The organism is Acetobacter ascendens (assembly GCF_001766235.1).
Lineage (GTDB): Bacteria > Pseudomonadota > Alphaproteobacteria > Acetobacterales > Acetobacteraceae > Acetobacter > Acetobacter ascendens.
The window spans coordinates 1,385,121-1,398,783 of sequence record NZ_CP015164.1 but is presented as its reverse complement, the minus strand read 5'-3'; the positions used below and the strand labels follow the sequence as shown (position 1 = coordinate 1,398,783).

The 13,663-nt window shown below is 51.9% G+C and carries 13 protein-coding genes, 1 tRNA gene and 2 pseudogenes; 11 read left to right on the top strand and 5 right to left on the bottom strand.

Features of this window, described 5'->3' with window-relative positions:
* The first annotated feature begins 10 nt into the window (after positions 1 to 10).
* Positions 11 to 1,393 (top strand): ATP-binding protein, encoded by a 1,383-nt coding sequence (locus A4S02_RS06745; protein ID WP_019088337.1) that lies wholly within the window; start codon positions 11 to 13, stop codon positions 1,391 to 1,393.
* Between the two features lie 12 nt (positions 1,394 to 1,405).
* Here A4S02_RS06745 and A4S02_RS06740 read toward each other — a convergent pair whose 3' ends face one another.
* On the bottom strand, positions 1,406 to 1,969 hold the full coding sequence (locus A4S02_RS06740; RefSeq protein WP_070323319.1) for an outer membrane protein assembly factor BamE: 564 nt from the start codon (positions 1,967 to 1,969) through the stop codon (positions 1,406 to 1,408).
* 246 nt (positions 1,970 to 2,215) lie between these two features.
* On the opposite strand from A4S02_RS06740, the gene A4S02_RS06735 reads away from it, so the two are divergent.
* The 7 genes from A4S02_RS06735 (at position 2,216) to A4S02_RS06705 (ending at position 6,713) form a co-directional block, all read left to right on the top strand.
* Complete coding sequence (locus A4S02_RS06735) at positions 2,216 to 2,770, top strand: DUF177 domain-containing protein (RefSeq protein WP_070323318.1); 555 nt, start codon at positions 2,216 to 2,218, stop codon at positions 2,768 to 2,770.
* Between the two features lie 164 nt (positions 2,771 to 2,934).
* A complete protein-coding gene (rpmF, locus tag A4S02_RS06730; RefSeq protein WP_006116507.1) occupies positions 2,935 to 3,138 on the top strand; it encodes a 50S ribosomal protein L32 in 204 nt (67 codons plus the stop codon).
* Positions 3,139 to 3,225: 87 nt separating this feature from the next.
* A complete protein-coding gene (gene plsX / locus A4S02_RS06725) occupies positions 3,226 to 4,332 on the top strand; it encodes a phosphate acyltransferase PlsX (RefSeq protein WP_019088341.1) in 1,107 nt (368 codons plus the stop codon).
* 64 nt (positions 4,333 to 4,396) lie between these two features.
* Positions 4,397 to 5,377 (top strand): beta-ketoacyl-ACP synthase III, encoded by a 981-nt coding sequence (locus tag A4S02_RS06720; protein WP_070323317.1) that lies wholly within the window; start codon positions 4,397 to 4,399, stop codon positions 5,375 to 5,377.
* Between the two features lie 72 nt (positions 5,378 to 5,449).
* The gene (locus tag A4S02_RS06715; protein WP_003623929.1) at positions 5,450 to 5,770 is read left to right on the top strand and encodes an integration host factor subunit alpha; all 321 of its coding nucleotides are present in this window, start codon (positions 5,450 to 5,452) and stop codon (positions 5,768 to 5,770) included.
* On the top strand, positions 5,763 to 6,575 hold the full coding sequence (locus tag A4S02_RS06710) for a MerR family transcriptional regulator (protein WP_070324203.1): 813 nt from the start codon (positions 5,763 to 5,765) through the stop codon (positions 6,573 to 6,575). Before A4S02_RS06715 ends, A4S02_RS06710 begins: the two co-directional genes overlap by 8 nt.
* Before the next feature lie 64 nt (positions 6,576 to 6,639).
* Positions 6,640 to 6,713 (top strand) — tRNA-Pro (locus A4S02_RS06705).
* A 42-nt stretch (positions 6,714 to 6,755) separates the two neighbouring features.
* On the opposite strand, the gene A4S02_RS06700 is transcribed toward A4S02_RS06705, so the two are convergent.
* The gene (locus A4S02_RS06700; RefSeq protein ID WP_228142493.1) at positions 6,756 to 7,787 is read right to left on the bottom strand and encodes an AI-2E family transporter; all 1,032 of its coding nucleotides are present in this window, start codon (positions 7,785 to 7,787) and stop codon (positions 6,756 to 6,758) included.
* A gap of 316 nt (positions 7,788 to 8,103) precedes the next feature.
* On the opposite strand from A4S02_RS06700, the gene murJ reads away from it, so the two are divergent.
* Both murJ and A4S02_RS06690 read left to right on the top strand, forming a co-directional pair.
* Entirely contained in the window at positions 8,104 to 9,654 is a 1,551-nt protein-coding gene (gene murJ / locus A4S02_RS06695; protein ID WP_070323315.1) for a murein biosynthesis integral membrane protein MurJ, read from the top strand.
* 27 nt (positions 9,655 to 9,681) lie between these two features.
* A complete protein-coding gene (locus A4S02_RS06690) occupies positions 9,682 to 10,596 on the top strand; it encodes a uracil-DNA glycosylase family protein (RefSeq protein ID WP_228142492.1) in 915 nt (304 codons plus the stop codon).
* 110 nt (positions 10,597 to 10,706) lie between these two features.
* Here the strand turns inward: A4S02_RS06690 and A4S02_RS06685 are convergent.
* Positions 10,707 to 11,785 (bottom strand): annotated as a pseudogene (locus A4S02_RS06685) (IS5 family transposase).
* Positions 11,786 to 11,863: 78 nt separating this feature from the next.
* Here A4S02_RS06685 and A4S02_RS06680 point away from each other — a divergent pair.
* Positions 11,864 to 12,238, top strand: a pseudogene (locus A4S02_RS06680) (uracil-DNA glycosylase family protein); the annotation flags it as partial.
* Here the strand turns inward: A4S02_RS06680 and A4S02_RS06675 are convergent.
* A complete protein-coding gene (locus A4S02_RS06675) occupies positions 12,230 to 12,544 on the bottom strand; it encodes an integration host factor subunit beta (RefSeq protein WP_070323313.1) in 315 nt (104 codons plus the stop codon). The pseudogene A4S02_RS06680 and the gene A4S02_RS06675 sit on opposite strands and share 9 nt — an antisense overlap.
* A 324-nt stretch (positions 12,545 to 12,868) precedes the next feature.
* Positions 12,869 to 13,375 (bottom strand): MucR family transcriptional regulator, encoded by a 507-nt coding sequence (locus A4S02_RS06670; RefSeq protein ID WP_322852841.1) that lies wholly within the window; start codon positions 13,373 to 13,375, stop codon positions 12,869 to 12,871.
* Positions 13,376 to 13,663: the final 288 nt, after the last annotated feature.

Below are 13,663 nucleotides of genomic sequence, written 5' to 3'. Positions count from 1 at the left end.
GACATAAACCATGCGGCGCAGCGGGCTAAAACTTTTTCCATCCTCATTCTGGAAGTCACGCAGGGTGGAAAAATCCATGCGGCGCGTACTTCCACGCTCACTTCTGGCGCGGTCTTTGCTGATTGTGTTGATCCCTTTGCTAATCACGCAAGGTATCGCGCTAGAAGTGTTTTACGGAAATTTTCTACAGGTTGCCTCGCGCCGTCTTTCAGATTCGGTTACATCAGAAATTGTCCTCTCATTAAATGCCTTGGAGCGTTTGAAAAAACCGGCAGACAGGCAGTGGTTTGTAGAGCAGGCCCAGCAACATTTGCAGTTGGTGGAATCGTGGCACTCCAATGCACGGCTTAGGCGTTTTGGTTCTACCCACGTGTTGGGCCCTATGGATGAAGATCTGGCCCGTGCGCTGCGTGCCTCTATTAGCTACCCTTTTTTCGTAAACTGGCGAGAAGACCCCCATACAGTCAAAATTTCCATTCAGTTGCCAGATGGTGTGCTGGATGTAGAAGCGCCTCGTAAGCGGCTGGATATGGGGCAGATCTGGCTGTTTGTGGCATGGGCGGTTGGCAGTTCTTTGCTGCTGTTTGTGATTGCCAGCCTGTTTATGCGCAATCAGGTGCGAGCTATTCGGCGTCTGGCTCATGCGGCAGAGCAGTTTGGACTTGGGCGTGATATTGGCCCTATTCGTCCAGCAGGGGCGCAGGAAGTGCGCAAAGCGGCTGTGGCCTTTAACCGCATGCAAGACCGGATTTATCGCTTTGTATCACAGCGTACGGGAGTTCTGGCGGGGGTATCGCATGATTTGCGCACGCCACTAACACGCCTGCGTCTTTCTTTGGACATGATGCCCCGTACCGGCATGGTGCGTGCAGAAGATATTCAACCCGATGTTGAGGATATGATTGGTGACGTGGCTGAAATGGAGCACATGATTGCCAGTTACTTGGCCTTTGCACGTGGGGAAGGGGCCGAAAATGTTGCGGAAACCGAAATAGAACCCTTTTTGGAAGACGTGGCTGCTGCGGCCCGGCGAGCTGGCGCGCATGTTTTCTCGGTGCGTGTGGCGCCAGGGTTGCGGGTGCATATGCGCCCAGATGCCATGCGGCGCGCATTAACCAATTTGGTGGATAATGCCCGACGCTATGCGAAGCATATCAATTTAAGCGCTCAAGGCCGATCAGATGGCGTTGTGGTGATGGTAGATGATGATGGGCCAAGTATCCCCCCGGAGCGCCGTGATAGCGTTCTACGAGCTTTTGAGAGCGGGCGTGGGGGCGGAACTGGACTGGGGCTGACAATCTCACGCGATATCGTGCGTGCGCATGGCGGCGAGATGGAATTGCTGGATTCTCCAATGGGTGGTCTGCGCGTCAGGCTGTTCCTGCCGCGCTAGACCCATTGGTGGTTACAAAGAGTTGCCGGAACCAAAGTGGCCTGGGCCCTGATTGTTCATGCCCATACCACCAGCGCCACCGCCAGCCGAACCAGCGCCCATCATGTTTTGCATGGGGTTGTAGCGGCCCACGTTCCCCAGAATCTGCTGCAGGATGTTGATTTTTGTGCCCGGCGTAGGGGTGATGCTGTTGATCATAGCCACAGAGCGGGAATCTTTTTTGTTCAGTGTGCGAAGGCTCTGAAGGTTGCCTGCATCATCAAACTTCAGCACCACAACCTGCTGCTTACCGATTCCGGGAAAATCCATGGGAATCAGATATGTGCTCATGGAAATATAAATCCATGTGTTGTCATCAAATGCTCCCTTGGTGGTGGGGGAGCCTAGCAAATCCAGCGCATCGGCCCGTGTGCTGGCGCCGGGGATAAGCTGGTTATAATCATCCGCTTCAATTAGGGAACCACGCAGCGTGGGGGTTGGCCCAAATACGGCACAGCCAGAAAGTGCTATCACTGCCGCCAACGCGCCGCAGGTATTCCGCAGGCGTGATATTTTGTTCTGGCGTGGCTGCTTCATTCGGTTGGGGCTTCCCTAAGTATAACATTTAAGGCATCTGCACATCGCGGCCATGTAACAGTCGGATGCCTCAAACTGATACGAAGCGTCAATTACAGAATGGTTTTTTCCGTTCGTTTTTGCACTTTACCCCCTTTAGCTTTCCTTCAAAAAGCCCCAATTAGAAAAAGCGTTGCAGGTGGGTTTGTACCCGTAAGTGTATGCGCACCTGTAAACGATCTTCCTCTGCCAGCTCAGGAGGCTGCCATGTCTGAAAAACCAGAATTTTCCCGCCCAATGGCATTGCGCCGAATCGGAGGGCAGCAAACTTCAGTGACGGTGGAAGCCACAGAGCAGGAATGTGCAGCGATTGCCCGTCGCCTTGGTTTGCCAAAAATTACACTTTTCCGGTGTCGATATCTGCTTAAGGCGGACAGACACAGTGTAGTAGAGGCAGAAGGGGCGCTGGCTGTTCATTATACGCAGACCTGCGTTGTGAGCCTTGAAAACTTTGAGGATGTTCTGGCAGGAGCATTCAACGTTCGGCTTGTGCCTTCTGAATGGTTTGTAGAGCCGGATGAGCCAGATCTGGATGCTATTGATGAAATCCCGTATGAAGGGCAGGACATAGATCTGGGCGAAGCCGCTGTAGAGCAGTTTGCGCTTGATCTAGACCCATACCCACATGCGCCAGAAATTGATCTACCAGAGGGTCTTGTTCTGAGTGAGGAAGAGGCAGAGAAGCTTCTGGAAGAAGGGGAGCAGGATGAAAAGCAGAACCCCTTTGCAGCCCTCTCTTGGCTAAAACCGGGGAAGGCCTGATCTAGGCGCGCTACGGTTTTCTTTCTGGATTGCTTGCGAAAATGCTTGCTGTCTGCTAGAGGCCCCGGCTCAGTCTGGTGATAAACCTGTGTTGTTGTCTGGTAGGGTGAAAAACCACGCTGCCAGGCGTTTTTAAACCGTTTTTCAAGAGGGGGCTCGGGCTCATGGCTGTACCCAAGAAGAAAACCTCGCCTTCACGTCGTGGCATGCGTCGCAGCCATGAAGCTCTGAACGTGGAAGCTTTTGCTGAATGCTCTAACTGTGGCGAACTGAAGCGCCCGCACCATGTGTGCAGCCATTGTGGCCATTACGATGGTCGTGAAGTGGTTGCTTCTGGTAAGGCACTTAAGGTTGCTGTCCGCGCTTAATAGCGTGGGTTTGCGGTAAAGCGCGCATTACAGCGTGATGCGCGTTCTGTGGGAGCAAGGCATCTGCGGTATGGCAGAGAAGCAGGCATGAACAAGACCGAGATTCCAGATAATTCCCTTTCTGAACAGGACGAGGTGTTCAGCCTTGCCGTGGATGGAATGGGAGGTGATGGGGCTCCGGAAGTTGTTGTGGCCGGGCTCGCCGCCGCCGCTGAACGGCACCGAGGCATCAAGGTGCTGCTGCTGGGGGATGAAGCCCAGTTGCGGCCTTTGCTGGCAAAGTACCCTAAGGCTGCATCCATATGCACCATCTGGCATACGGATCAGTCTATCCCAATGGATATGAAGCCAACATCTGCTTTGCGGATGCGGCAATCGTCCATGCGCCTTGCCATGGATGCCGTGGCAAGTGGCCGCGCCCGTGGTGTGGTTTCTGCTGGTAACAGCGGCGCCATGCTGGCTTTGGCCAAAATTGTTGTCAAAACCCTTCCGGGTATTTCCCGTCCGGCCATGGCGGCCATCAGCCCGACTATCAAGGGTGATGTGGTTATGCTGGATTTGGGTGCAAATGTGGCGTGTGACTGGCGCAACCTTGTAGAGTTTGCCGTAATGGGCGAAGCTTTTGCCAAGGCCGTGTTGGGGCTGCCTGCACCCTCTATCGGGTTGCTCAATATCGGTTCGGAAGAGCTGAAGGGTGATGAAAAGCTGCGTGTAGCAGCAGAAGCCCTGCGAGAAAGCCCTTTGGCTTCGCAGTTCCACGGGTTTGTGGAAGGGCATGATATTACCGCAGGCACAACCGATGTGGTTGTAACTGATGGTTTTACCGGAAATGTCGCGCTTAAAACCGGGGAAGGGGTGCTTAAAATGGCAACCACTCTCCTGCGGCGCGTATTTAAGCGTGGTATTGTTTCCAAAATTGGATATCTGCTTGTGCGTCCGGGCTTGGAACGCATGAAAGAATGGCTTGATCCACGCCGTTACAATGGGGCCGTTTTTGTAGGCCTGAATGGTGTGGTTGTTAAGTCTCACGGCGGCACGGATGCAGAAGGTTTTACCGCAGCGGTTGATGTGGCAATGGATATGGTGACGCACGGATTTAATGACAGTATTCGTGATCGTCTTTCCCATATGAGTGCACTTCTCTCTCCCCAGCAAAATGCGGAGGAGCGCGAGCCAGCGGTTCCCGTTTCCTGATTGGTGCAAGACTGTCTGATCAGTAGCGGCATGTTGGGTCGCTACCGCATGCTGTTGGCTGATAATGAAAGAACGGTTTATGGCGAAACGTTCGCTTCTGGTAGGGTTTGGCGGTTTCCTGCCAGATCGGGTTGTCAGCAATGCAGAGCTGGCAGAACGTCTTGAAACATCAGATGAATGGATCAAAACCCGCACAGGTATCACCCGCCGCCATCTTGTTGGGCCGAATGATACGGCAGCTAGCATGGGCGCAGAGGCCGCACGGCGCGCCTTGGATTATGCGGGGCTGACGGCTGAAGATATTGATGCGGTTTTTGTAGCAACAGCTACGCCAGATCAAGCTTTTCCAGCAACGGCTGTACGTATTCAGGCTGCATTGGGTATGAAGCAGGGCTTTGGCTTTGATATTGCGGCTGCGTGCTCTGGCTTTATTTTTGCTCTTTCTACGGCAGATGCGTTTATCCGTTCCGGCCAGATTCGGAACGCGTTGGTTATTGGTTCTGAAGTGTATTCCCGTATTATGGATTGGGAAGACCGTGCAACCTGCGTGCTGTTTGGGGATGGTGCTGGTGCGGTTGTGCTCTCCGCTTCGGATGAGCCGGGTGATCGCGGCATTCTTTCCACGCATTTACATTCCGATGGTACAGCAGGGGATCTGTTGTATGTGGATGGTGCTGTAGGCCAGCCGGACAAAAGCGGGCATCTGAAAATGAGCGGCCGTGATGTGTTCCGCCATGCCGTGGGTAAGCTTTCTTCTTCTGTAGATGAAGCGCTGGAAGCTGAAGGTCTTTCTTACGCAGATGTAGATTGGTTGGTGCCGCATCAAGCCAATATCCGTATTATCGAAGGCGTTGCCAAAAAACTGAACCTGCCTGCTGAGCGGGTGGTGATAACGGTTGATCGGCATGCCAATACATCGGCTGCATCTGTGCCTTTGGCATTGGATGAGGCTGTGCGCGATGGGCGTATTCAAAAAGGTGATCTGGTTTTGATGGAAGCCTTGGGTGGCGGCCTGACATGGGGATCTGCTTTGGTAAGGCTATAATTTTAGAACATATTGTAAGCACAACTGCGTGAATGAATTGACGCGGCGTGTAAGCGTGTTACTTTATTTTTTATGGAAACTGTCACTCGTGCATCCTTGATAGAGCAGATCTATCAGCAGGTTGGCCTGTCTCGTAAAGAATCCTCCGTTCTTCTGGAAGATGTTCTGGAGACGGTGATGGATGCTCTTGAACGCGGCGAAAGTGTTAAAATCAGCGGATTTGGCACTTTTTCGGTTAGGAAAAAAGGCCAGCGGAGCGGCCGTAATCCGAAAACGGGTGAGGAAGTTCCGATTTTGCCGCGTTCGGTCTTGGTCTTTCGTCCGAGTCAGCTTCTGCGCGCTGAAGTAAACCACGAAACGCTAGATGCAGAAGCGGAGCATGATCATGACTGATGAAGCGCAGACTTTTTCCGAAACAGGGGGGGAGCCATCTCCTCCCGCAACGGAAAATGTAAGCACGAATTCAGTGCCTTCCGATAAAGGACCTTTTGCGTTTCGGACAATCAGCGCAGTAGCGGATGAACTTCATGTGCCGCAGCATACGCTTCGGTTGTGGGAAACACAGTTCCATCAGGTGCGCCCATTAAAGCGTGGTGGTGGCCGCCGGTATTATCGGCCTGCTGATATAGAGCTTTTGCGCCATATTGCAGATTTGCTTTACACTCAGGGTTATACCGTTAAGGGCGTGCAGCGGATTCTACAAAATGGTGGCGTGCCTGCCGCGGAAGCCTCTGCGCCAGAAACAGTTCAACAAGATCGGTCCAAAAAGCAGCCAGAAACTGCCGTAGAGGCTGTTGAACCACCTGAAGTTGCACCAGAAGAAGCTAAAATTGTAGAAAATTCTTCTGAAAAAGTGGTTGCTGTGGATGATAATGTATCCACAATCCAGCCAGAGCCAGAGCCAGAGCCAGAGCCAGAGCCAGAGCCAGAGCCAGAGCCAGAGCCAGAGCCAGAGCCAGAGCCAGAGCCAGAGCCAGAGCCAGAGCCAGAGCCAGAGCCAGAGCCAACAGCCGTTGCTGAGGATATCCAGGGTGCCGCAGATATGTCACCAGAAATGGCAGACGCTGTGGTGACATTTGCATCTGTTGAGCCGCATCCGCATATGACGGAACTGGTGGAACAGAACCATCAGCTCCGTCAGGATCTGGCAGATGTGCTGGTGGAGCTGGAAGAGTTCCGTAAAAAGCTGGTTTCTTAAAAAATTGTGTCAGGGGTGGGTTGTGTTGCAGAAAGCCTCCTGCTAAACACCACTCCACACTTAACGGGCAGTAGCGCAGTCTGGTAGCGCATCAGTCTGGGGGACTGGGGGTCGTGGGTTCGAATCCCGCCTGCCCGATATTTTCTCTGAAAAATCAGTGTTGCAGAACAACCCAAAAGCCTAACTGGCTTTTGGGTTGTTTCCGTATGCCCACCGGCACCACAGCAGATTAAGCGCCGCCATAGCAGCCGGGCCAATAAACAGGCCAATCAGGCCCCATGTTTCTGCACCGCCCAGAATACCTAAAAGCACCCAAAGGAAAGGCAGCTTGGTGCTGCCGCCAATAAGGGCAGGGCGGATAAAATGGTCAGCCGTAAAAATAATCACAGCGCCAATGCAAAAGGTTGTAATGGCAGCAACGGAGCTGCCCTGCGCCAGAATAAGCAGGGAAACTAAGCCGACAGCTATCATGGCGCAAAAAGGAATCATGGCTGCTACGGCTGTAATTACACCGAATAGAGCGGGGTGTGGTGCATGGGCAAATACATAGACAATGCCTAGCAGCAGACCTTCCCCAATACCTACCAGCACCAGCCCCTGAACAGAGCCGTGAATAGAAGCAACAATCTGGCGGCCAACGCTTTCTCCACGTTTACCAAAAGCGCGGCATGAAACTACGCGGCACTGGCGAATAATGGAAAGCCCATCTTTATAAAGAAAAAACAGGGTGAGGATGGAAAAGCAGAACAATGTGGCACGATGCGCAACCTGCGAACCTACCGCGCGCGTAACTGCCACACCTTTGCTATCCAAATTACCCAACATGCCAGAAAGATCACGCGGGTCTGAAAGATGTGCTTCCCACCATTTGCTTATGGCGGCGCTACCAAAAGGTAGGCGGTGAATGGCATCGGGTACAGGCACCCCATACTCACGGGCGTGAGATACCCATCCTAGCGCGCTCTGGGCTTCTCCTACAGCTTCCAGCGTTACAAGCGTAAGTGGAATAACAAATAGCAATGCCATGGCTGCCGTAAACAGTAGGGGCAAAAGCGTGCCAGAGGCTGCATGAGGCCATTTATTGTAGGCGCGCGTATAAAGCGGCCATGTGGCAATGGCAAAAACGCTTCCCCACGCCAATGCGGGCAGAAAGCCTTGGATAGTGTAAACGGCTACTCCCACAATAAACAGCGCCAGAACTGTACGCGCCATTTCCTGCCCCCGACGAGAACGCTGGCTTGGTTTGATAAGAGAGCAGCGTGGTGAATCCGGAAGAAATTGTGATGGTAATGAATCGGGCATATTCCGGTGTGTTCTCCCAGGGGGTTCCGCAATAACATTCTATCTTCAGCATATCTTGTATGCTGGGGGCCAGTATAAGCTTAATTATAAGACCATATCGCGCTATGGCGGTCGTGCCTATGCCATAACCAGATATGCCGCATAAGGATCATATTCCCGTATCTTTTTCTGACACTTTCGTTAGTGTCGCGCAGTTTCCTGCGGCGTAGTAAGAACTGATCCTGTCATGCTCAAAAATTTCCTCACCGTTGGCGGCTGGACAATGCTCAGCCGTGTTCTTGGTCTTGTTCGCGATCAGCTTCTGGCTGCCTTTATGGGGGCGGGGGCATTGCAGGATGCCTATCAAGTTGCATTTCGTCTGCCCAACATGTTTCGGCGCCTGTTTGGAGAGGGAGCATTTAACGCAGCATTTGTGCCTTTGTTTTCTTCTGTGCTGACACGGGAAGGCAAAGAAGAAGCCCAGCTTTTTGCGCGCAGAGCATTAGGCGTCATGCTGGTCTGGCTGCTGTTTTTATGTGTGCTGGGCGAAATTTTTATGCCGCAGGTTCTTAAGGTTATTGCTCCCGGCTTTTTACAGAGTGGAGATAGATACGCCCTGGCGGTCAGCTTAAGCCGTATCACCTTTCCTTATCTGGTGTTGATTTGCGCAGCGGCTTTGCTGGCGGGTGTTCTTAACGGCTTACATAGGTTTGGTGTGGCCTCGGCTGCATACTTGGCTTTCAATGTGGTGGGTATTGCAGCCATTCTGCTGGTATCTCCTTTTTTGCCAAATGTTGCTTACGCTGCGGCGTGGGGGGTAACGGCATCAGGCGTTGCGCAACTGGGGTTGTTGTTCTGGGCGTGTGAGCGTGCGCATTTTGGCCTTACGCCTTTGTGGCCTGCCCTTACACCCCGTATCCGCCTGTTACTGCGCCGTATGGTGCCGGGGCTTATCGGCAGCGGGGTAGGGCAGATTAACCTCACCATTGATACCATTATTGGCACACTGCTTCCCGCAGGCAGTGTTTCCCTTATGTATTTTGCAGACCGGATTAATCAGTTGCCCTTAGGGGTTTTAGGGGCTGCTGCGGGTACTACGCTTTTGCCGGTTCTTACGCGCCATTTAGCTGCAGGAGAAACAGATGCAGCTCATGCTGCACAAAACCGGTCTATTGAATATGTCCTGTTGCTGACACTTCCGGCTGTGGCTGGTTTGTTGGTGTTGGCTGGGCCGATCATGATTGTGCTATTCGGGCACGGATCGTTCACCGAGCATGACGCATTGCTCTCAGCACAATCCTTGCGGGCTTATGCTATTGGTTTGCCCGCTTTTGTGATGGTGAAGGTTCTTTCTCCGGCATTTTTTGCACGGGGCGATACGCGTACGCCGGTTTATATTGGTATTGGCGTTCTGCTGCTTAATTTTGTGCTCAATTTGCTGTTCATGAAGCCGCTGGTTCATATGGGGCCACCTTTGGCGAGTAGTTTGGCTGCTTGTATCAATGTGGCTGTGCTGGCTTTTTTACTTCGGCAAAAAAATGCACTGCTTCTTGCGCCAGAAACATTGGGTGGTATTGGCCGAGTAGGGCTGGGTGTCGCTGTTATGGCGGTGCTGCTTGTTGGAATGGAAACCTTGCTGCCGCTGCCGACGCATTTTCTTATGCGGCTGATATGGCTGACAGTTATGGTAGGGGCTGGGGGCATATTTTATGCCGGTATGCTGCATGTTCTGGGTGTTATGGACTTGGCAGATGTATTGGCCAGCCTGCGCAGACGTTTAAACCGTAAGCGCGCCTGACGGATTAAAAAATAAGGGGAGCCGGAGATGGTTGAGATTGTTCTGGCACATCAGGTAGATCTGGCAACATGGCGGGCTGCTACGCGCCATTATACGCAAAAGCAGGTGCTCCCCGAGAGTATAACTTGGCGTGTTGCGGACAAAGGGCAAACACCTTGGGTATTGGAAGCGCCAGATTCCGCAGATAATGATGCGCCGCTTAACCTTCCGCGCAAGTTGGTCACGGCCGTGTTGGAGGCATTACAAGCGCACCCCCCAGAGCGTTTTGAGCTTTTATATCGTGTTGTTTACCGTTTTACACACGACTTGCTGGATATGGAAGATTTACGGGAAGATCCAGATATCCAGCAGCTTCGGAAGCTTGTGCAAAGCGTTAAACAAGAAACCGAACAGTTTCGTCTGGCTTTTTCGACATTCAGTTTTCAGCGCCAAAGTAAAAGCCTGCATTACACGCCGCAGAATTATATTGTGGAAGCCAATGGACGCTTCTGCATAGAGCGAGATGCCCAACCGTGGGAGGTTATCACTCCTTATCGGCGGATGTGGTGGGATGGAAACCAGCTGCATTTTGCGCCGGGTGAGGCAGAAGCTGAGCATGTATCTGCTGAGATGTGGCAGAAAGATGGGCAGGGCATATGGTTGGGGTATCCCAACACAATGTTGGTGCCGACGTTAGAGGATGTTGCTCAAGCGCCTTCCTTAGCATCTCTAGCAGCAGAGGCCATGGACTGTAGAGCGTGTTCCTTATGGCAACCTGCCAACCGCACGGTTTTTGGGGAAGGGGTAGAAAATACGCCCCTTATGTTTGTTGGAGAACAGCCGGGAGATCAGGAAGATCTGGCGGGCCGTCCATTTGTGGGGCCAGCGGGGAAAGTGTTTGATAGAGCGCTGGAAGAGGCTGGTATTTCACGCAATCACGTGGAGGGATCGAAGAACCCTTGATTGATGTGCTTGGCCGGTAATTTCTGGATTTTGGCGATTTGATTGACGGTTTTTGCGATGGCGTCCAGTCTGCGTTTTGAGCAGATTGGGAGTTGTCTCTCGCTGGATGGCTATGCGCTCGCGTTCAATCTTTCGAGGAAGAGGAGGCGGCGCATATTGTAGACGATATTGGCGAGCCCGATCCTCATGGTGGCTCGACTGATACCGACAGTCCGGACAAACAGCCCCGTCTGTGACTTCTGATCGGCAAAGACATGCTCGACACGTGATCGGATCACGGACTTTCCAGCATTTGATTTCTGGATATATCGGGGCATAGGCTTGAGATGCGGCTTTTTTCTGTGAACCTTTGAGACAAAACCCTCTTTGTCCATGAAGTCCTCATTCGCTTTTGAGCGATAAGCTGTATCAGCCCAAACGCTTGAGGCCGTATTGGTTTTATCTAACAGCCCCTCTCTCAATCGCGCGCCATCACTGGCAGCGGCATCCGTCGTCTTCCATTTTCGGATGAACCGGTATTTCCGATCGATGGAAACATGCGATTTATAGCCAAAGAACGGGATGGCGAGATCGCTGGATGGCATGGTTCCATCATCCTGCCGCTTCGCCTTCGTGAACTTCAGTGTCCAGCGCGCATGACGATCCTTGTGCGACAGCTTTGCGGGTTTGTCCTGCCAGTCTTCAGGAATACGGCCCGCTCGCAGATCCGCTTTCTCTGCATTGGTGTTCGCTGCTTCGGAGCCGCTACCAGCGTGGCATCCAGGATCTGGCCTGACATCGGCAAATACCCGGCGTTACGCAGGGTCGCGTCAAATCGGTCAAACAGCCTTTCAATGGCACCCGCCTGTGTCAAACGCTTTTGACACAGCCAGACCGTTTTGGCATCCGGCACGCGGTCCGACAGCCCCAATCCCAGAAAGCGCATGAACGACAGGCGGTCGTTGATCAGATACTCTGTCCGCTCATCAGACAAATTGTTGAGCGTCTGGATCACCAGGATCTTGAACATCAGCACAGGATCAAATGGCGGTCGTCCGCCCTTGCTTCCATCGGAATACGCCAGGGCCTTGTCCAGATCAGGACGGAACGCTTCAAAATCCACAGTCCGGGAAAACGCTTCGAGCTGATCGCCAAGCCCACTCAGCCGGGCAAGACGCTCTTCAACATCAAAGAAACCAGACTGCTTCATATCGCCATTCCCTCAATCAACGCAGAAGAAATAGAATCATACAGAAGACCTCAAAACCAGGGGGTTTTTAGAACCCTCCACGTTTACGTGACAAACGCTGTAAAGCACTTCCGCTTCACTTGGAGAAACAACAGACGTCTGCACCAGAAGCCAGATCAGGAGTCTGTTGATGCCTGCCGAATCTGGCTGGATGCAGAGCGTAGGCTGGTACACCCCAAACTGATTGTTATGCTGGGTGTTACAGCAGCACAGAGTCTTCTCAAGCGGCCTGTTACTATTTCGCGCGAGCGCTCTCGCATTTTCCAGTTAGATGAGCAGTGCTCCGGGTTGGTAACGGTTCACCCATCCTACTTACTGCGTCTGCCGAATGAAGAGGCGAAAGCGCGTGAATACGCACGCTTTGTAGAAGACTTACGCTTGGCGCAGAGCTTTATAACGCAACAGTCAGACTGATGACCGTGAGCGCTTGTTGCCAGTAACAGGCTTGTTCAGGCGCTGGTGGAGTTCTTTGCCTGTTTTAAAAAAGGGAACGAGCTTTTTGCCAACCTGAACCTGCCCCCCTGTTTTGGGGTTGCGGCCAATGCGTGGGTCACGCTCTTTTACAGAAAATGCACCAAACCCACGTAATTCTACGCGGCTGCCTTCCGCAAGGCTGCTAGTAATGGTGCCAAATACAATATTTACAAGTCGTGTTGCTTCTTTCAGCTGAAGATGCGGATTTTTCTGCATCAGGGCTGTAATCAGCTCGGATCTGGTCATCTTAAGCTCTCCCACCCGGCTGTTGTGTGTACAATAATTATACTCAGAACATTCCAATTATACTCAGAACATTCCGTAATGATGAAGAAGACGTCAAGATAGAAAAGTCTGACGGTATGAACCAGAGAAATACCGCCAGACCTTTTTAGAGCCCTTTTGGAAAATCGTAATCTGACGCCAAATCAGCCTCACTGAGCGCACATATAGCATCAGGAAATAACGGATTTCCGTCATTCTCGTGTTAATGTAGAGGTCTCGTCCATACTTATTTCGGCGTCATCGGCCTTTTCCAAAAGGGCTCTCAGCAATCAGTTCCTACAAATTTTATGCTGCAGGAGATTTCTTGCTACGGCGGCCACGGCCACCCTGTTCTTCTTCATCCCCAGCGGCATGAATTTTACGGCCAAGGCCAATTTCACGCGCAAGAGTGGAACGACGTTCTGCATAGTTAGGCGCTACCATCGGGTAGTCTGCGGGCAGGCCCCAACGTTCACGGTACTGTTCAGGCGTCATGCCATAAGCGCTCTGCAGGTGGCGCTTCAGCATTTTCAGCTTTTTCCCGTCTTCCAGACAGATGATGTAATCTGGAAATACAGAACGCTTTACCGGCACTGCTGGCTGAAGTTTTTCCGGCTCATTCTGCGGATGTTCAGCAGTTTTTAGTGCCTGATAAATATCATGGATCATGCCCGGGATAAGTGCAGGGTCTGTCTGGTTGTTAGAGACGTGTGCGGAAACGATCTCTGATACCAGATCAAGAAGGGGAGAGTAGTCCTGGTTCTCACTCATGATAAATCCAATAGGAATTTGGTGTGAATATCTGCACTCCATACTCCTTTAACTGTAGTTTGTGAATGGTGAAGTCACAATTTCAGCGCATAATTGTCCACAAAAGAACATTATTGGAAGCAATGCAGGAAGTTTTGCTCATTTCAAATAATAAACAAACGGTAATATTTGGGGGCTCTGTAATCGTGCGTTCGGGTTTATTGTTCTGCTTGAGGGTGTGCGCTCGTTTTATGTAAACGCAGAAACATCACTTAAGGTTGCAAGAAATATGCAGTGCTATGATTTTCTGAAATGTTTGGTTTTTACATAATATCAAAGTAAAATGTTGCG